The organism is Mucilaginibacter puniceus (assembly GCF_054783175.1).
The window spans coordinates 649815-669545 of record NZ_BAAGRB010000001.1; the positions used below are offsets into that span (position 1 = coordinate 649815).

General features: G+C 39.5%; 19 protein-coding genes. 14 read left to right on the forward strand and 5 right to left on the reverse strand.

The genetic code is table 11. The features are described from left to right. Positions 1 to 4 precede the first annotated feature (4 nt). The 3 genes from ACYVJ6_RS03085 (at position 5) to ACYVJ6_RS03095 (ending at position 2783) form a co-directional block, all read left to right on the forward strand. Positions 5 to 1330, forward strand: coding sequence for a sensor histidine kinase (locus ACYVJ6_RS03085; RefSeq protein ID WP_460692559.1), 1326 nt, complete (start codon positions 5 to 7; stop codon positions 1328 to 1330). Between the two features lie 49 nt (positions 1331 to 1379). Then, positions 1380 to 2147 (forward strand): non-homologous end joining protein Ku, encoded by a 768-nt coding sequence (gene ku, locus ACYVJ6_RS03090; RefSeq protein ID WP_460692560.1) that lies wholly within the window; start codon positions 1380 to 1382, stop codon positions 2145 to 2147. Positions 2148 to 2237: 90 nt separating this feature from the next. Beyond that, on the forward strand, positions 2238 to 2783 hold the full coding sequence (locus ACYVJ6_RS03095; protein ID WP_460692561.1) for a YciE/YciF ferroxidase family protein: 546 nt from the start codon (positions 2238 to 2240) through the stop codon (positions 2781 to 2783). Positions 2784 to 2906: 123 nt separating this feature from the next. On the opposite strand, the gene ACYVJ6_RS03100 is transcribed toward ACYVJ6_RS03095, so the two are convergent. Then, complete coding sequence (locus ACYVJ6_RS03100; RefSeq protein ID WP_460692562.1) at positions 2907 to 3062, reverse strand: lmo0937 family membrane protein; 156 nt, start codon at positions 3060 to 3062, stop codon at positions 2907 to 2909. A gap of 78 nt (positions 3063 to 3140) precedes the next feature. Beyond that, entirely contained in the window at positions 3141 to 4949 is a 1809-nt protein-coding gene (locus ACYVJ6_RS03105; RefSeq protein WP_460692563.1) for a M61 family metallopeptidase, read from the reverse strand. Between the two features lie 257 nt (positions 4950 to 5206). Between ACYVJ6_RS03105 and ACYVJ6_RS03110 the strand changes: the two genes are divergently transcribed. The 5 genes from ACYVJ6_RS03110 to ACYVJ6_RS03130 are packed head-to-tail and all read left to right on the forward strand — an operon-like array spanning position 5207 to position 12083. Next, positions 5207 to 6331, forward strand: a complete 1125-nt coding sequence (locus tag ACYVJ6_RS03110; protein ID WP_460692564.1) for an efflux RND transporter periplasmic adaptor subunit — start codon at positions 5207 to 5209, stop codon at positions 6329 to 6331. Positions 6332 to 6342: 11 nt separating this feature from the next. Next, positions 6343 to 9465 carry an efflux RND transporter permease subunit gene (locus tag ACYVJ6_RS03115; RefSeq protein ID WP_460692565.1) on the forward strand — a complete coding sequence of 1041 codons (3123 nt, stop codon included), beginning with the start codon at positions 6343 to 6345 and terminating at the stop codon, positions 9463 to 9465. 10 nt (positions 9466 to 9475) lie between these two features. Further along, positions 9476 to 10795, forward strand: a complete 1320-nt coding sequence (locus ACYVJ6_RS03120) for a TolC family protein (RefSeq protein ID WP_460692566.1) — start codon at positions 9476 to 9478, stop codon at positions 10793 to 10795. A 35-nt stretch (positions 10796 to 10830) separates the two neighbouring features. After that, positions 10831 to 11223, forward strand: a complete 393-nt coding sequence (locus tag ACYVJ6_RS03125; RefSeq protein WP_460692567.1) for a response regulator — start codon at positions 10831 to 10833, stop codon at positions 11221 to 11223. Continuing rightward, a complete protein-coding gene (locus tag ACYVJ6_RS03130) occupies positions 11220 to 12083 on the forward strand; it encodes an N-acetylglucosamine kinase (RefSeq protein ID WP_460692568.1) in 864 nt (287 codons plus the stop codon). Before ACYVJ6_RS03125 ends, ACYVJ6_RS03130 begins: the two co-directional genes overlap by 4 nt. 75 nt (positions 12084 to 12158) lie before the next feature. On the opposite strand, the gene lnt is transcribed toward ACYVJ6_RS03130, so the two are convergent. Together lnt and rsmI are read right to left on the reverse strand one after the other, a co-directional pair. Further along, positions 12159 to 13808, reverse strand: coding sequence for an apolipoprotein N-acyltransferase (gene lnt / locus ACYVJ6_RS03135; RefSeq protein WP_460692569.1), 1650 nt, complete (start codon positions 13806 to 13808; stop codon positions 12159 to 12161). A 152-nt stretch (positions 13809 to 13960) separates the two neighbouring features. Next, positions 13961 to 14641, reverse strand: coding sequence for a 16S rRNA (cytidine(1402)-2'-O)-methyltransferase (gene rsmI / locus ACYVJ6_RS03140; RefSeq protein ID WP_460692570.1), 681 nt, complete (start codon positions 14639 to 14641; stop codon positions 13961 to 13963). A gap of 117 nt (positions 14642 to 14758) precedes the next feature. On the opposite strand from rsmI, the gene serS reads away from it, so the two are divergent. Further along, the gene (gene serS, locus ACYVJ6_RS03145; RefSeq protein WP_460692571.1) at positions 14759 to 16030 is read left to right on the forward strand and encodes a serine--tRNA ligase; all 1272 of its coding nucleotides are present in this window, start codon (positions 14759 to 14761) and stop codon (positions 16028 to 16030) included. Here the strand turns inward: serS and ACYVJ6_RS03150 are convergent. After that, a complete protein-coding gene (locus ACYVJ6_RS03150) occupies positions 16027 to 16434 on the reverse strand; it encodes a hypothetical protein (protein WP_460692572.1) in 408 nt (135 codons plus the stop codon). The genes serS and ACYVJ6_RS03150 overlap by 4 nt on opposite strands. A gap of 107 nt (positions 16435 to 16541) precedes the next feature. On the opposite strand from ACYVJ6_RS03150, the gene ACYVJ6_RS03155 reads away from it, so the two are divergent. The 5 genes from ACYVJ6_RS03155 to ACYVJ6_RS03175 all read left to right on the forward strand — a co-directional run bounded on the left by ACYVJ6_RS03155 (position 16542) and on the right by ACYVJ6_RS03175 (position 19729). Next, positions 16542 to 16877, forward strand: coding sequence for a tRNA-binding protein (locus ACYVJ6_RS03155; RefSeq protein WP_460692573.1), 336 nt, complete (start codon positions 16542 to 16544; stop codon positions 16875 to 16877). 2 nt (positions 16878 to 16879) lie between these two features. Then, positions 16880 to 17254, forward strand: a complete 375-nt coding sequence (locus tag ACYVJ6_RS03160; RefSeq protein ID WP_460692574.1) for an SdpI family protein — start codon at positions 16880 to 16882, stop codon at positions 17252 to 17254. After that, positions 17254 to 17721 carry a nucleoside deaminase gene (locus tag ACYVJ6_RS03165; RefSeq protein WP_460692575.1) on the forward strand — a complete coding sequence of 156 codons (468 nt, stop codon included), beginning with the start codon at positions 17254 to 17256 and terminating at the stop codon, positions 17719 to 17721. Before ACYVJ6_RS03160 ends, ACYVJ6_RS03165 begins: the two co-directional genes overlap by 1 nt. 100 nt (positions 17722 to 17821) lie before the next feature. Continuing rightward, positions 17822 to 18433, forward strand: coding sequence for a superoxide dismutase (locus ACYVJ6_RS03170; protein ID WP_460692576.1), 612 nt, complete (start codon positions 17822 to 17824; stop codon positions 18431 to 18433). Positions 18434 to 18733: 300 nt separating this feature from the next. Further along, on the forward strand, positions 18734 to 19729 hold the full coding sequence (locus ACYVJ6_RS03175; RefSeq protein ID WP_460692577.1) for a quinone oxidoreductase family protein: 996 nt from the start codon (positions 18734 to 18736) through the stop codon (positions 19727 to 19729). Positions 19730 to 19731 lie beyond the last annotated feature (2 nt).

Consider the following 19731-nt stretch of genomic DNA (forward strand, 5'->3'; position numbering starts at 1 on the left):
AATTTTGAAACTTAAAACCAAACTTACGCTGTTTAATGCCATCTCAAAACTGGTAATAGTAATACTGTTTATATTACTGTTGCCGGTGATTATTAAAAATATTAATGAAAACTTTACTGATAGTAAGCTTCGTAAGCAAAAAGATCAGATACTGAAAATTATTAAAAATGCAGGTGTTGAAGATTATGTTTACGCTACCTATTCGCCGCTTAAAGAGGAATATTATAGCCTCGATATTGATTCTTTAAATGAGGGCTTAGATACCATAAAGAATGAAAGCCGTAAAATAGAGGGCGATACTATACAGTACCGAATTTTGAGTTATAACTTTGTAGATGGCAATCAAAACTACCTGCTTGAAATTGGGAAAAGTGTTGATACCATAAGCGAAACTGCCGCACCATTACAAAATATAGCTTTCCAGGTTTTGGTGGGGATGGTTTTGCTGACCATATTGGCCGATCAGTTATATTCAAACCATTTACTGCGACCATTAGGCCTTATTATTAAAACCAAGTTAATAGGCCGCAAATTTCCCAATTTTGGTTCGTACGTAGAAGTGAAAACTACTACTACTGATTTTAAGTACCTGGATATCAGCATCCATAAAATGGTTGAAACCATTGAGCAGACCTTCCAAAAGGAACGGGAATTTATTTCAAACGCTTCGCATGAGTTAATGACCCCAATATCAATCCTTCAGTCAAAAATTGAAAATATGTTTGAACAGGATGATGTGGTTGATGAGGTTAAGGTGCGGCTGCTGGAGATGCAAAAAATATTAAATCGCCTAAAAAGCATAACCAAAACTTTACTCCTGATATCTCAAATTGAAAATGAGCAATTTTTAAAGGAAGATAAAATTGAAGTGGTTGACCTATTGCAACAAGTTAATGATGAAATATCCATTAGGCTACAGGATAAAAACATTAATTATGAATTATCAGTTCCGTCAAATTGGATGTTTGTAAACGTCAACAAATTTTTGCTGTTCAATTTGTTTTTCAATTTGATTAATAATGCCATTAAATACAATGTTGATGGTGGCGACATTAAAGTTATTGGTGTTACTGAAGGGAATATTTTAAGCATACATATCATAGACACCGGTATGGGTATTGCCAATGAAGATATGCCCTATATTTTTCAACGCTTTAAAAAACTGAGCCAATCATTACAGCAAGATAGTTTTGGCCTGGGCTTACCTATAGTAAAATCAATAGCCGGCTTTCATGGTATTAAAGTGGAAGTTGAATCTGAAAAAAATGTAGGCAGTACCTTTAAACTGGTCTTCCCACCCGGGTTAATACAAACGTACTATAGTTCATAAAAACCGTTTAGGGGCTTAATGGTTATACTGATTGCTAATCGTTATAATTATGAGGTCTATCTGGAAAGGTTCAATTGGTTTTGGTTTGGTAAGTATACCTGTAAAACTGTTTTCGGCAGTGCAAACCACATCTTTAGATTTTGATATGCTGGATAGCCGCGATCATTCTCGCATACGTTATCAACGCGTAAATGAGCATACCCACAAAGAAGTGCCTTACGATAAAATTGTAAAGGGTTATAAGCTAAATGACGAATATGTGGTGATGGACGACCAGGATTTTGAAGAAGCCGCGCCCGAAAAAAGCAAGGTTATTGAAATTCAAAGCTTTGTTGATATAGCCGAAGTTAATCCCATGTTTTACGAAACATCTTACTATACCGAGCCGGATACAAAAAACAATAAAGCTTACGCGCTTTTATTACAAGCCTTGACCAAATCAAAAAAAGCGGGACTGGCCCGTTTTGTATTACGTAGCACCGAAAGTTTGTGCATGGTGCACCCGGTTGAAAATGTATTAGTGGTAACCCGTATTCGCTTTGGCCAGCAAATACGCAGTACCGAGGATTTGAATATTGCCAAGGTAGAAGTTAACAAGAAGGAATTGGAAGTTGGCATGGCACTAATTGACCAATATGCCGAACAGTTTGATGTATCAAAGTTTAAAGATGAGTACAACGACCAGTTGTTAAACATCATTAAAGCTAAATCAAAAGGTAAACGTGCTACGGTTAAAAAACTAAAACCGCGTAAAACTACAGGTGATGATTTATATGAGCAGCTACTGGAAAGTCTAAAAACAAAAAAAGGTGCCTAAATTTCATTATTAGGATAATTATTTTCTATTAGCGCAATTGTTGGTACGATATGTGTATTTGTATTTGAAAAACATATAAAACATACTACCATGGCAACTACTAAAGTTAAACAACCACAACAAACCGACGACGTACAAGAGTCGGCTTTAAACGAATTATTTATTGACGAATTAAAGGACATTTACTGGGCAGAGAAGCATCTGGCTAAAGCCTTGCCGAAAATGGCCAAAGCAGCTACATCTGAAGAATTGCGTACGGCAATTGAGGATCACTTAGCTGAAACTGAAAACCATATTACCCGTTTAGAAGATGCTTTTGAGTCAATTGGCGAAAAAGCAGTAGCAGTTAAATGCGAAGCTATGGCCGGATTGTTAAAAGAGGGCGACGAAATAGTAGCCGAAACTGAAAAAGGCAGCCTTACCCGCGATGCGGGTATTATATCAGCTGCGCAAAAAATTGAGCATTATGAGATTGCTTCTTACGGTACTTTAAAAACGTTAGCTGCCACATTAGGCTATAGCGAAGCTGCGGAATTACTTGATGCTACTTTACAGGAAGAGAAAAGTGCTGATAGCAAATTAACAGCTATTGCCGAAGCGGGTATCAACCAATCTGCTTCAACCGAAAAGGAATAGTAAAAGTTGAGTTTTTGAAAAGGGATCAGCTAACAATGCTGGTCTCTTTTTTTTTGAAATTAGATTTGTGATAACAAAAAACGCCGCTTCATTCGAAGCGGCGTTTTTTTAGATATTGCTAATTTAAAGTGTTGTTGGCCTTCTGATTATACCTAATATAAAAGCTATTAAAGCAATTACCAATAATATGTGGATTATACCGGTTGCCGAATAAAGAAAAAATCCTAATGCCCATCCTATAACCAGGATAACAGCAATAATATACAATAGTGAATTCATAGTAGTATGTTTTAGTTAATGTTTCATAGATATATATATAATATATATTACTACGAAATTGTTTTAACTAAAACCACACTATTGTAATTTAAGCCACTTGTTTCTTACTGTTTGCTGTTGTGCGCTTAAAGTAGGTAATGACTCTATTGTATATTTTACCTGGGTGTTTTTTAACAGCGTAACAGCTATATCTCTTTTCAACCCGTCTCTGTCAACGGTAAAAATTACTTTGTCGCCGGTTTGTTTGTCATTTAGCAATCCTTTTACTGTAGTTAATGTTTTACCGTCCATCGCCAGTAACTGATCGCCCACATTCAGACCATCCTTCCAGGCGGCACCGTCACGTAATACCGCTGTAACAACTATTTTTTTATCGGCATTAACACCCGTTGCAATACCTAATGCAGGGTCATTACTGCCCGCATATTCGTCTTTTAATTCATAGCCTGCATAGCCCAGGTATTTATTAAAATCAAGCGGAGTTAAACCGTTAATGTAGTTTTTATAAAAATCATCCAGGTTTTTACCCGCAAACTTTTCAAGCCCCAATTTAAACTCGGCATCTGTATAGCCACGTTTTTTTATTTTATAATACTGCTCATACATGTACCTCATCACATCATCTAATGATTTGGTGCCACTGGTATTATTAATGATCTCCAGATCAAGCAGCAACGCAATAAGCGAGCCTTTGCTATAATAGGATATGGTACTATTGGCTGAGTTTTCATTTGGGCGATAAGCCTTTATCCAGGCATCATAACTGGCATCAGCTACCGGTTGTATGTTTACCCCAGGCTGGTTTTCTAACGCGCTTATATTTTCGGCTAAGGTGCCCAGGTAATTTTCAGGCGGATATAATTGCGCGCGCCTTAAAATAATATCCTGGTAGTATGATGTAAATCCTTCGGCTATCCAAAGATTGGTCGTATAATTTTCATTGTCATAATCAAAAGGTCCTAAGGCTATAGGGCGTAAACGTTTAACGTTCCATAAGTGAAAATGCTCATGGGCTACTAAACTTAAAAAGCCTTGGTATCCCTTTTTTTCATCGGTGTATGCGCTACGGGAAGCACCTAATACGGTTGAGCTTAAATGCTCTAAACCACCTCCGCCTTTTAAATAATTATGTACAATAAAAGTATAATGCTTGTTAGGGTTTTCACCAAAAACAGCAACCTCTTCTTCTACAATTTTTGCCATATCTTTTTTAAGGCGCTCTTTATCATAATTGGCTTCTCCGCACATGGCTACATCATATTTTACACCACCTGTGGTAAAGCTAAATACATCCTGGTTGCCAACTTCAATAGGCGAGTCGAACAAAATGTCATAATTAGGAGCTGTTAAAGTAAATGTATCATCGTTAATCGTAGCTAAACTGGTCGATACTTTATCCCATTTTTTATAGGGGATGATATGTATGGTTGACGGTTGATTAAGCATCCCGTTAGGATAAATAAAAATATCTGCTGAGGATAAAAAAGCATGATCAACGTCAATAAAACTGGTACGTACCGAAACTTCAAAAGCATATACCCTGTATTTTACCGTAATAGTCGATATGCCGGTGGTGTTAATATGCCATATATTTTTACGGGTTTTTTGAATAGTAACAGGTTTGCCGTTAGCAGAGGCGCTTATGGTTTCAATATTCCTGGCAAACTCTCTTACTAAGTACGAACCCGGTGTCCATACAGGCATTTTAAGTTCAAGGCTGTTTTGTTTTAAACCACTGAGTTGCATTTCAACATCAACATAGTGCGCCTGCGCTTCAGGAAAAGTTAAAGTATAGGATATGTTTGTTGTCCCTGCTGCATGGCCTGCCGATGTGATCATAAAAGATAGAAATAAGAAAAATAGAACGTTTATATGAAGTTTTTTCATGAATGCAATTTATGAAATTTTATTTTTTTATAAGTTTTAAGTTGTATAAACTCATCGTGTAAAATAGTTGATACAGGTAATTACGTAGAAGAATAACTAACTAAATTTATAGCCGAATAAGTATATAATCCCCCTAAAAATTACTTTGCATAAAGATACCTGCTATAGCACCTTTTAAAACAGGTAAAATAGGTGTATTTTTGCACACATTTTTCCGTTATAGTACAACATTTCAAAGCATTAGTATCACCCATTATATGAAAATCAGGTATATAGTATACATTATAATAGCCTTTGTAATAGGCTTGTTAGTTTACAATAAGTTTTTTAGTGCAAGTGCCAAAAAAAAGGCTGCTGTTAATGAAAGCAAGGGCGGACCTGGAGGACCTGGCGGTGCCAGAGGGGGTAAAAGCGGTCCCGGTGGAGGTAGAAGAGGTGGTCCTATACCTGTTAATGTAATGATTGTAAAGGATACCACCATAAGCAATGATATTGATTTAACAGGTACAATTGATGCCAACGAAAAAGTGAATTTGATAAGTGAAGTATCAGGCAGAATTACCGGCATTTATTTTAATGAGGGAAGTTATGTAAAAAAAGGGCAGCTACTGGTTAAAGTAAATGACCAGGATTTGGTGGCGTCGCTTAAACAAAATGCCTACCAGATAGCGCTGGCCAAGCAAAACGAAAGCCGCAATAAACAATTATTACAAAAGGAAGCGATAAGCGAGGTGGAATACGAAACTTCTTTAACGAGCCTGAATACCTTGAATGCGCAGGCAGATATGATAAAAGCACAGATTGCTAAAACAGAGTTGCGCGCACCGTTTTCAGGCACGATTGGTTTGCGTAGTGTAAGCCCCGGGGGCTATTTATCACCTAATACAGCTATAGCAACCTTGGTAAATATGGATCCTGCCAAGATTACTTTTTCGGTGCCCGAAAAATACCAGGCATATATTAAGCCGGGCAGCAAAATAAGTTTTAGTGTTGCAAGTACACCTGACGATTTTAAAGCAACCGTATATGCTATTGAACCATCTATTGATGTTAGTTCGCGTACAATTACCGTACGCGCAAAGGCAGCTAACTCAAAGGGCTTACTTAAAGCAGGAAGCTTTGCCAAAATAAACCTTGCGCTTGACCAAATACCCAAAACTATTATGTTGCCTACCGAAGCGGTTACACCAGATATTAAAGGCAATAAAGTTTTTATTTATGAAAATGGTGTGGCTGTGCCCCGGTCGGTTACTACAGATCTGCGTACGGATGCTGAAATTCAAATTACCGACGGCTTAAAACCCGGCGATAGTGTGGTAGTATCAGCCATTATGCAAATGCGCCCTAAGGCACAGTTAAAGTTGATTAAAACAATTAGATAATAAGTTTTTGCATGAGTTTATCCTCAGTTAGTATAAAAAGGCCGGTACTGGCAACAGTTATGTCTGTTGTAATAGTTGTATTTGGTATAATAGGCTACAATTTTTTAGGTATTCGTGATTTTCCATCGGTTGATCCACCCATTATAAATGTACGTACATCTTATACGGGTGCAAACTCCGATGTTATGGAGTCGCAAATTACCGAGCCATTGGAAAAGGCCATTAATGGTGTACCCGGTATACGTAATATATCGTCAACAAGCTCGGTAGGTAGCAGTAACATTACTGTTGAGTTTGACCTGGATGCCGACCTTGAAACCGCTGCCAATGATGTGCGTGACAAGGTTAGCCAGGCGCAACGCCAGTTACCTCAGGATATAACTGCCCCACCGGTTGTTAGCAAGGCCGATGCTAATGCCGATAATATTATCACCGTATCAGTAAAAAGCAATAAGCGCAATATTACCCAGGTAAATGATTTTGCCGAAAACGTTTTAATGGAGGGCCTGCAAACCATATCCGGTGTAAGCGCTATCAACTTGTTAGGAACACGTCAGTACGCTATGCGTATATGGATAGATCCATCAAAATTAACGGCCCTGGGCCTGGCAGCTAATGATATTACCACAGCTATCAACCGGGAGAATGTGGAGCTACCTGCCGGTAAAATTGAAGGTAACAGGACAGAACTAAGTATAAGGGCGATAGGCAGAATGACTACCGAAAAGGAGTTTAATGATTTGATAATACGTGCTGATAGTAACCGTGTTATAAGGTTAAGCGATATAGGCTACGCGGTATTAGGATCTGCAAACGAACAAACTGCTTTTAAAGAATCCGGTTCGTTACAAGTGGCATTGGGTATAGTGCCACAGCCCGGAGCTAATTATGTTGAGATTGCCCAAGAGTTTTATAAAAGATTCGATCAGTTAAAAAAGGATCTTCCGGAGGACATAGAGGTTAAAGTATTGAATGATAAAACCAGGTTTATTAAGCAATCAATTAATGAGGTTGAAGAAACATTAGCCATATCGTTCATACTGGTTGTAATTATTATTTATCTGTTTTTTAGGGACTGGCTCATTGCTTTCAGACCGCTTATTGACATACCCGTATCATTAATAGGTACTTTCTTTATCATGTATGCGTGTGGGTTTTCTATCAATATCTTAACCCTATTAGGTATTGTACTTGCAACAGGACTGGTGGTTGATGATGGTATAGTAGTAACGGAGAACATTTATAAGAAAATAGAAGGAGGGATGGAGGTTCGTAAAGCTGCTTTTCAGGGTTCTGCCGAAATATTTTTCGCTGTAATTTCCACATCCGTTACACTTGCGGCGGTGTTTCTGCCGATAATGTTCCTTCAGGGATTTACAGGACGCTTATTCCGCGAGTTTGCGGTGGTTGTGGCAGGTTCTGTATTAATATCGGCTTTCGTATCACTTTCGTTAACACCTATGCTGAGTGTTAAATTAATACGCAAGAATCAGAAAAAGTCTAAATTTTATGAGCGTACCGAGCCATTTTTTATAAAAATGACCAATGCTTATACCGAAACGCTTACTAATTTTATGAAGCGCAAATGGATAGCAATTGTTGTGTTGGTAGCTTCTTTGGGTATTGTATGGGGGCTAAACGGTGCAATACCTTCAGAACTTGCACCTTTGGATGACCGTAGCTTTCTTCGTTATTCTGTAACAGGCCCCGAAGGTGCATCATACGAATTTATGGCCGATTACATGGATAAGGTTTCAAACATGGTGGCCGATTCTGTGCCCGAAGCTACTATGAATGTGGAAATTGTTGCCTTTGGCGGTGGTGGCGGTGGTGTAAATAGTGGTTTGGGTTTGATTGGGCTTGTTGAGCCGGATAAGCGCAAACGCTCACAGCAGGAAATTGCCGACGCGTTAACTAAAAGCTTACAAAAATTTCCTAACGCCAGGGCAATTGTTACCCAGGAACAAACTATAAGCGCTGGTGGTGGCGGTGGCCGAAATGCTCAGCCAATACAATACGTTCTTCAGAATCAAAACTTTGAAAAGATACGTAACGTGCTTCCGGGATTTTTAGAAAAGGTAACACAAAGCCCGGTATTTGTAACACCTGACGTGAATTTAAAATTTACCAAACCCGAATTGAGAGTTACAACTGATAGGGAGCGTGCCCGCGACCTGGGAGTTTCTGTAGCTGATATCGCGCAGGCATTGCAGCTATTTTATAGTAATAGCCGTTTAAGTTACTTTTTAATGAACGGAAAACAATACCAGGTTATAGCGCAAGCTGATAGGGCCAATCGTGATCAGCCGTTGGATCTTAAAACCCTGTATGTCCGTAATTCGCGCGGTCAGCTTATACAGTTAGATAACGTAGTAAAGGTTGATGAGGATGCTACACCACCTTCCATATTACACTTTAACCGTTTTAAAGCAGCAACCATACAGGCGGGCCTTGCTCCGGGTTATACTATAGGCGATGGTATAAAAGAAATGGACCGTATAGCTAAAGAGACTTTAGACGAAACTTTTAGCACGGCACTCAGCGGGCCATCACGGGATTTTGCCGAAAGCGGATCAAATATTATGTATGCTTTCATATTTGCCCTGTTGCTGATATACCTGGTATTAGCCGCGCAGTTTGAAAGCTTTAAAGATCCTGTTATTGTAATGCTTACCGTGCCGTTGGCAGTTGCCGGTGCATATTTGTCGCTATGGTTTTTTGATCAAACATTAAATATATTCGGGCAGATAGGTATAATTACCCTGGTTGGTTTGGTAACCAAAAATGGTATTTTAATTGTGGAGTTTGCTAACCAGCAAATGGAGCATGGCATGAAAAAATACGATGCTGTAGTTGCAGCCGCAACAGCGCGTTTACGTCCAATTTTAATGACCAGTTTGGCAGTAGTGTTGGGTTCGGTACCTATTGCATTAGCATTGGGTGCAGGTGCAAAAAGTCGGGTATCATTAGGTATTGTAATTATTGGCGGTATGCTATTCTCATTGGTGTTAACCTTGTATGTTATACCTACTATGTATGTACTTATAGCATCAAAAACACGCCGCGACCCGGATGAGGAGCCAAGTGAAGAAAAGCCTAAAAAGAGAACACCAAAATTAATTGAACAAGAATAAGTACTAATAGATGAAACTTAAAATAATAGCTTGCTTCATTTTTTTATTTACTGCTTGCATAGGTATGGTAAAGGCACAAGATCCGCCTTTATTAACTTTACAGGAAGCAGTTGAAATTGCATTGCAGAATAACTATAATATTAAAATAACACAAAACGCAAGTACCATTGCCAAAAATAACGTAACGCTGGGTAATGCCGGTTTTTTACCATCAGTTAATGGCAGTTTTAGCTCAACCAATAGTGTGCAAAATACTAACCTTACACGGGCAGATGGTACAAAAACCTCTTTTACTAACGCGAAAAATACTAACATAAGCCGCGGTGTTGCGCTTAACTGGACCATATTTGATGGCTTTGCCATGTTTGCTAATTATGACCAATTAAAGGAACAAAATAAGTTAGGCGAAATATATGCTCGTGATACTATAGTAAGAACTGTAAGTAATGTGGTTTCTACATATTATAACCTCGTTAACCAAAACGAGATATTGTCATCATTAAAGGGTGCTATGCGTATTTCAAAAACGCAGCTGCGATATGCCAATGATAAATTTAGTGTAGGTGCTGTTTCACGACTGGAAGTATTAAACGCGGAAGTAAACGTAAATACCGATACTGCCAATTACGTAAGACAATTACAACAGTTTAAAAATACCAAAATACAGTTGAACCAATTATTGGTAAGGGATCTTCAAACCGATTTTGTGGTGGCTGATACTATAATTGTTGACGATAAAATTGTTTTAGCTGATATATTATCCAATGCAGCTTCGCAAAACCCTACTATTTTAGCAGCGCAGATAAATAATCGTCTGGCCGAAATTAATTTTAAGCAGGTAAGGGCAACCCGTTACCCGCAAATAGGGGTTACTACCGGATATAATTTTAGCAACAGTCGGTCGCCGAGCGGGTTTGCGCAGATGCAAAACGCGCGGGGACTAAATTACGGTTTAACAGCCACCATCAACATATTTGATGGTTTTAATCAAAATCGCCTTGAAAAAAATGCAAAGATCCAGATAGATAATTCGGCATTAGCTTTTAAAAGGGCCAAATTAAATGTAGAGACGCAAATAAATACATTATATACCAGCTACGTTACCGGTTTAGAGTTAACCAGGCTGGGCCAAAGCAATGTTGAAGTGTCGCGCCGTAATTTGGAGATCACTTTAGATAAATATAGGTTGGGTAATATAACTACATTGGAAGTTAGGCAAGCAGAAGAAAACTATGTGAATGCACAGGTAAATTATTTCGCGGCGCAATACCAATCTAAGATAGCCGAAATAACTCTTAAGCAAATTACTAACAATATTAATATTCAATAATATAATATTAAACTAAAAGCTTATTTTTGGTTTAAATGACTGAATATTATCGCACTTCTTATAATACCTGCCTTGTAATTGACGACAATTACATTGATAATTTGGTCACTCGCAGGCTTTTGGAAATGTGCAATTTTGCCAAAAATATTATTTTAACCGAATCTCCTACTGAAGCCATAGAGGCTTTGCGTAATGGAACTGTAGTGCCTGATATTATTTTTTTAGATATCAGGATGCCAATTATGGATGGGTTTGAGTTTATGCAGGAGTTTGAAAAATTGGATATAAGTAAGAAAAATATAAAAATATATTTATTGTCATCGTCACTTGACCCGGCAGATGTGCAAAAATCATCAGACAACGGATATATAACGCAGTTAATACACAAACCGCTTACCAAACAAATACTTGAAGGAATTTCTGTATGATATTAGTTGCTGATAGCGGCTCTTCAAAAACTGATTGGTTGCTTTCGCAGCCCGAACAAAGTCCCAAAGAATTTAGGACACCCGGATTAAACCCTTATTTTTTAACAGAAAAGGAAATTGTAAAAGTACTGCAGGAAAAAGCTAAAGACCTTATTGCCTATGGTGCAAAAGTTGCTGAAATATATTTTTTTGGCGCAGGCTGTTCAAGTCCCGACAGGCATGAGATAGTATCAAACGCGTTAAGCGTATTATTTCCTAAAGCTTATATAAGTGTAGATAGCGACCTGTTGGGTTCTGCATACGCCACTTGCGGGCACGAAAAGGGACTGTGCTGTGTATTGGGTACAGGCTCCAACATATCTTTTTTTGATGGCGAGGAGATACACTCGGGCAAGCATGGCCTGGGTTTTGTTTTGGGGGATGAAGGATCAGGTACGTGGTTTGGAAAAGCCCTGATAACTGATTTTTTATATGGTAATATGCCGAATGACATTCATTTTAAGTTTGATAAAACGTACGGCTTAACAAAGGAGATCGTAGTAAGCAATGTTTACCAAAAACCACGGGCCAACTCATACCTGGCATCGTTCGCGCGGTTTTTAAATGTGATACGCAGTACCGATTACGGACAGGCAAAACTTAAGGAAGGGTTGTTAGAGTTTATTGAAACCAATATCAAATCGTACCCACAATATCATAAGTATAAATGTAATTTTGTAGGCTCAATAGCCTACGTATTTGCCGACGAATTAAAAGTGCTGTGCGAAGCCAGCAATATTAAAGTAGGCAAGATCATCCGCCAACCCATACATGACTTGCTGGATTTTATTTTGACCAGGGAGGAAGGCGGCCCCCGCTAAATGGCGTAGCCTTCATGAACACCACATAAAATTAATTCTATGTGAATAATCTCCCCCGGTAGGGGAGACTTTAAATTAAGTCCTCCCTTCCGGGGAGGGTTGGGTGGGGCTTACTTTCCTTTTCAACCGTACCCGCACCATAATAAACAATATCCCCATTACGGCTAAAAAGCTTCCTGCTTTAGGTACATAATCGCCGTAGGTAACATAAAAGGTAAGGTCCGAATTGAGGTTAATATCTTGCTTAATAGCTGTTTTAACCCACCATTTGCTTTGCTGTACAATATCACCGCGTTGGTTAATAAAAGCCGATATACCCGTATTTGCCGACCGGCACACCCACCTGCGGGTTTCAATAGCACGTAGCTTGGCATAATCTAAATGCTGGTCCTTGCCTGAAGTGTTTTCCCACCAGCCATCGTTGGTAATAATAGCTATGAATTGCGCGCCGCTACGCACAGATCTGGCCACCCACTCGCCCCAAATAGACTCATAACAGATTACCGGGGCAGCACCAATACCGCTTTGGGCATATAATACGCCGGGTTCATCCTGCCCGGTATAGGAGCCTGTGGCCCCGCCCAGATGGGCAAATACCCGTTTTAAAAAAAACAAAATGTTAGCAAAAGGTAATGACTCAGCACCGGGCACCAGTTTTGATTTATGGTAAAACTGCACTTTTGATGAGTTTTCGATATTTAGCGCGGTACTGTAATTATCAATAAACTGATTGGTGCCAGGCATTGCACTTGCCGTTTTTGTCTGGCGAATATTGTATAGTTTATAAGTTTCGGCTCCGGTTATCAAGTTGCCGTTTTTATATTTACTAAGGAAGTTTTGTGCCTGTAAAAAGTAATTATTGGTGCGGATATGTTCCTCATCTATCTGATAAGCAATAGCAGTTTCCGGCCATATAAAAAACTCCGTGTTTACTTGCCCTAAAGAATCAGACAGATGTATTAAAGTTTGCATTTGCTCCTCAACAGATATATCTCCGCTTTTACCATAAGGATCAATATTAGGTTGTACCACTACAATATTTGACGGGTCGTTTTGCTCTTCATAATTATAATAACGGTAAAGCGAAAAGCTAAGTGGCAAAACTAATGTAACGATAAAACCGCCAATTAATAACTGTCTTGTTTTTTTGTTTTGCGCTTCGCGGAAACCAACATAAATTAAAAACGATAAAACATTTATCACCCAAATCCAAATAGTACCGCCATATACACCGGTATACTCATACCATTGTATCCACGAGTGAGATACCGCAAAGCCATTTCCTAAAGTCATCCACGGGAAGTTCAAATCCCAGGTTTGGTGTAAGTATTCGTATCCTATCCAAAAGCAAACCAAGCCGGCTAAACCCCAGGCGCGGTTAGATATAAGCCTAAATCTGTAATATAACCAAAACGCAGTTGCCATTAATATTGGCCCTAATGAATAAGGTATCAAGGTAATAGGTATAGCCACTACTTCGCCTATTGTTTTCAATGAATTATAAACCCAATAAATGGATAAGGTGTTCCATATAAAAAAGCCAATAAAGGCAGTGCCAAATATTTGTTTGCCTTTTTTAGGGGATGGTGATTGGATGATGTTTTCTATCGCTACCAACATTGGCACCATCCCAAAAAATAAAAAGAAGGTGGTATAGTGCATAGGCGGCCATGCCAGCCAAAGCAATAGGCCAGAGAATATGGATAGTAGGATGTTTCTTTTCATATATTAATAAAATCCGTCATTGCGAGGAACGAAGCAATCTCTGCACATGCAAATCAATGTACCATATGTTCATTTATAATTAAAGCAATTATCTGTTTGACTATCCTATGTAGAGATTGCTTCGTTCCTCGCAATGACGCTTGGTTATTTTTTTATTGTTTTCCCGCTACACATATCACAAACTCACCTTTTATCGGGTGCGTTTCAAAATGGGTTTTAACCTCGGTTACGGTGCCACGTACAGTTTCTTCAAACATTTTGGTCAATTCGCGCGATACAGATATCTGACGCTCGGCGCCAAAATAAGTAGCCATTTCATCCAGCGTTTTTAGTAAACGGTGCGGCGATTCGTAAAGTATAATGGTGCGCTCTTCCTCAGCCAAAAACTTATATCGGGTTTGCCGCCCTTTTTTCAAAGGTAAAAAGCCCTCAAAACAAAACTTATCCGTAGGGAAACCCGAATTAACTAAAGCCGGAACAAATGCAGTAGCCCCCGGCAGGCACTCCACAGCAATATCATTTTTTAAAGCCTCGCGTACCAAATAAAAACCCGGATCAGATATAGCCGGTGTACCCGCGTCAGATATTAAAGCAATGTTTTTTCCTTCCAGCAAAAACTTTACGATCTCGTTAGATGATTGATGCTCATTATGCTGATGATGCGAAAATACCTTTTGATGGATATCAAAATGCTTCAGCATAGGTGCAGATGTACGGGTATCTTCAGCCAAAATCAGATCGGCCTCTTTTAAAACGCGTATCGCCCTAAAAGTCATATCCTCCAGGTTGCCTATGGGGGTGGGTACAAGGTATAGCTTACCGCTTTGGTTCATAGTTTTTGGGTGGCAGTTGCAGTGGCTGGTGGCAGTTATTACAGTTGGTGATAAAAAAAACTGCTACTGCTACTTAAAACTGCTACTTAAAAAATATCTTTGCCTAAAAATAAAACAATGCTGCAAGTTAACTATATCCGCGATAACAGGGAACAGGTTTTAGAACGTTTGGCTGTAAAAAATTTTAAACAGCTTGATTTGGTTGATGAAATTATTCAACTGGATGAAAAACGCCGTCAAACTCAAAACCGGGTGGATAGTGTTTCGGCAGAGGCGAACGCGGCGGCCAAACAAATTGGCGAGTTAATGCGCAATGATAAAAAAAAAGAAGCGGAAGCTTTAAAAACTAAAACCGCATCTTTTAAAGAAGAGATAAAACAACAGGGCGACCAACTGGCTGCTTTGGAAGAAGAAGTATATCAAAAGCTGGTATTGCTGCCTAATTTGCCGCACTCATCTGTTCCGAAAGGCTTAACGCCCGAGGACAATGAAGTGGTTTTAGAGAACGGCAACAAGCCCGAGCTACCTGCCAACGCCCTACCGCATTGGGAACTGGCCGCAAAATATAACCTGATTGATTTTGAATTGGGGGTAAAAATAACAGGGGCAGGTTTCCCGGTATACACCAATAAGGGTGCAAAATTACAGCGAGCCCTCATTAATTTTTTTATTGACGAGGCCGAAAAAGCAGGTTACAAAGAAGTAAGTGTACCGTTAATGGTTAACGAAGCTTCTGGTTTTGGTACCAGCCAGTTGCCTGATAAAGAAGGCCAGATGTATCATGTAGGTATTGATAACCTATACCTGATACCAACTGCCGAAGTGCCTATTACTAACTTGTATCGGGATGTGATTTTAAAGGCGGATGAATTGCCTGTTAAAAATTGCGGGCATACGCCATGTTTTCGTCGCGAGGCGGGTTCATATGGCGCGCATGTGCGTGGATTGAACCGTTTGCACCAGTTTGATAAAGTGGAAATTGTACAAGTTGCCCATCCGGATGATTCTTATACCATATTAGAGCAAATGAGCCAGCATGTGCAGGGATTATTGCAAAAATTAGGTTTACCATATAGAGTACTACGTTTATGTGGCGGTGATATGGGTTTTGGCTCGGCACTAACCTATGATATGGAAACATGGAGTGCCGCGCAGCAACGCTGGCTGGAGGTGTCTTCTGTATCTAACTTCGAGACATTTCAGAGCAATCGCTTAAAATTACGTTTCCGTAACACCGAAGGCAAAACCCAATTGGCGCATACCTTAAATGGCAGTGCATTGGCATTGCCACGTATTGTAGCTACGCTATTAGAGAATAACCAAACAGAAAAAGGTATAAAAATACCTGAAGCATTAGTGCCCTATACCAGGTTTGAGTGGATTGATTAATGTATAAAGCGCAAAGCTAATTTGCCGGAGAAAATGCCTTTTAAGGCACTGTTTGATGTTTTAGCGGGAGTAGCTATCGCAGGCTGCTTTTGTTCTTGCGCATAAATAAACTGTTGTACCCCTAACGTTTTTAACAGGTCATCAACCCTGGTATGTGGCTTGGTTTTATAACAGGATATTTTTATATCCTTATAAAACGGATTGGACCTCAGGCGGCGCAGAATTTTCTCCATTTCAACTCCCAGGAAATCATGGTCCAATATGATACCATCGGGTTTATGCTCATGTATGGCCGGAAAAATGCGGTTAATACAATTAATATGTACCAGATTTTTTTTAACCGGTACTATAATATGCGCGGTGGTATTGGCTACAATAAGTAATGATTTAAGTTTGATCTGCATCTCAAGTCTAATTGTGATGTTGCTTTATACGCAAGTTGCAATCAGTAAGTTACAACATATTATTTGTTTTTTTTAAGAGTTTAATTACAGCTTGCTACCTTTACTAAATGCAAATTATCACCTGGGATGATTTTGAAAAAGTAGAGCTGCGGGCAGGTACCATTTTAGAGGTACTTGATTTTCCTGAAGCACGTAAACCTGCTTATAAATTAAAAGTTGATTTTGGTGAGTTTGGTATCAAATGGTCAAGCGCGCAAATAACCAGGCACTATACCAAACAGGAGTTATCCGGCAGGCAAATAGCAGGTGTTATTAACTTCCCTAAAAAACAAATAGCTAATTTTATGTCGGAGTTTTTGGTTACCGGCTTTGCAGATGAAAATGGCGATATAGTTTTAACTACTGTAGATAAACCCGTGCCTAATGGCAGTAAATTGATATGATTATGAAAATAGCCAATTGGATAGTCGGCCCGCAATTAATAGGTGTGATCATTTTATTAGCAGGATGGATCATGGTAAAATATCCCCCTAAAAAAATCAACTACTTATATGGTTACCGCACAGAATTGTCTATGAAAAATCAGCAAACATGGGATGAAGCAAATCGCTTCTCGGCCCGTTTAATGGTAAAAATAGGGGGAGTATTAATAGCTTTGGGTTTAATAATAAGCCTGATTTTTAGCGTTGGTATTTTACGGTCTGATATAGAAAATATACTTCGCACGGCATTATTATTTATTAGTTCAATTGTATCAGCAGTTATTTTAATTGTTGGCACCCAAAGGCATTTAGAGAAAACATTTCCTGAAAACAAATAATGAGATACGTTACATTCGGTGATGAGCCGGCTATATCGCCGGATGATTTTTTTATGAAAGAGGCACTTAAAGAGGCCCGACTGGCTTTGGCTGAGGATGAGATACCTATTGGTGCCATTGTGGTTTGTAACGGGCAAATTATTGGTCGCGGTCATAACCTAACCGAGCGGCTAAATGATGTATCGGCCCACGCCGAAATGCAGGCGCTGACAGCTGCCGCTAACTTTATGGGAGGTAAGTATTTAAAAGATTGTACCCTGTATGTAACCCTGGAGCCCTGCGTTATGTGCGCGGGTGCAAGTTATTGGTTCCAGCTAAGTAAGATAGTTTTTGGCGCTTATGATACCCAGCGGGGTTTTGGCCGCATCAGTCAAAAAATTGTTCACCCAAAAACCGTTGTAACAGGTGGCATATTTGAAAATGAATGCAGCCAGTTAGTGAAGGATTTTTTTAAAAAGAAAAGGTAACTCAACTATAAACTTATAAAAACTGACATTAATATAGAACAATAAGTAGCTTCAAACCTTATATTTGTTTACATTTTTAAACTTTAAAAACACAACAATCATGGCATTTACACTACCTGCGTTACCATACGCCACCGATGCATTAGAACCGCATATTGATAAACTTACAATGGAAATTCACCATGGCAAGCACCACCAGGCTTATGTTACCAACTTAAACAAGGCGCTTGAAGGCAAACCAGAGGCCGATGGTAAAATTGAGGACATCATAAAAAACATCTCTAAATACCCTGCTGCGGTACGTAACAACGGCGGCGGCCACTACAACCACAGCTTGTTTTGGACCATATTAGCTCCAAATGCCGGCGGCGAGCCAACAGGCCCTTTGGCCGATGCTATTAAAAGCACTTTTGGTTCATTTGCTGATTTTAAAACCAAAGTATCTGAAGCAGGTGCAACCCGTTTTGGATCGGGCTGGGCATGGTTAATTGTTGGTGCTGATAAAAAATTAGCCATAACATCAACCCCTAACCAGGATAACCCATTAATGGATCTTCCCGAAGTAACCAAAGGGACTCCTATTTTAGGTATCGACGTTTGGGAACATGCTTACTACTTAAAATATCAAAACCGTCGCCCTGATTATTTGGCGGCTATCTGGAACGTTATTAACTGGGCAAAGGTATCTGAATTGTACGCGAAAGCGATATAGTTGATTTCGTCCCGATAGTTATCAGGATCGAATTTATTGAAAGACTTGCAAGGTTAACCTTTGCAAGTCTTTTTTATTGATAATACATAAAACCAATTTGTAAACACGCTGGTTAGTACTAAAAATCATGGTTTACACTTTTTGATAACGTAAATATATAAATCATTTATTATCAAGTATTTATATAAAAATTAGTTGAAAATGTGTTAAGTTGTGTAAACCATAAAATAAAGGAACTTAAAGAGCTGTTACCAGTCATTTATAAATCCGAAATTGAACATCCGAAATCCGAAATTGAATATGAAAGCCATTGTATTAGAAGCTGCCGATAAACCTTTAACCTGGAAAGAAGTTGCCAAACCAACATTAGCACCCGGCGAAGTTTTAGTGCAAATTAAAGCCGCTGCCCTTAACCGCCGCGATTATTGGATAACAATTGGCAAGTACGCCGGTATAAAGTACCCAACCATTATAGGATCAGACGGAGCCGGGATAGTCGCCGAAGTTGGCAGCGATGCGGATAAGCAATGGCTCAATAAAGAGGTGGTCATTAACCCATCAAACAACTGGGGTGAACACCCGGAGTATCAGGGTAAAGATTTCGCCATTTTAGGTTTACCCGAGGATGGCACCTTTGCTGAGTATGTTAAAATTAAAACAGAATATCTGCACCCAAAACCCACCCATTTAACCTGGGAGCAAGCAGCAGCAGTTCCCCTGGCGGGATTAACGGCTTACCGTGCGCTATTCACCAAAGCCAAACTACATAAAGGCGATAAGGTATTAATTATAGGCGTTGGCAGCGGTACAGGAACGTTTGCTTTGCAGTGGGCCACCGCAGCAGGCTGCCAGGTGTTTGTAACCTCAGGCTCGGGCGAAAAAATTGAACAGGCTAAAAAGCTGGGTGCAGCCGCAGGTGTAAGCTACAAGGCGCAGGATTGGGTACAGCAGCTACAGCAACTGGCTCACGGCTTTGATGTGATAATTGACAGCGCCATTGGTCCTGACTTTGGTAAAGTACTTGACCTGGCTAACCCCGGTGCCAGGATAGTTTCTTTTGGTGCTACGGCAGGAGAAACCGGGGCTTTGCCATTCCGTAAAATATTCTGGAAGCAACTGCAAATATTGGGTACCACCATGGGTACTAAGGAAGATTTTGAAGCGATGTTGCAATTATTAAATGAGCACCAGATCGTCCCGGTTATTGATGAAGTTTTCCCGATGGCAGAGGCTAATGAGGCTATTCAAAAAATGGGTAATTCGGCTCAGTTTGGTAAGATTGTATTGCAGGCGTAGCA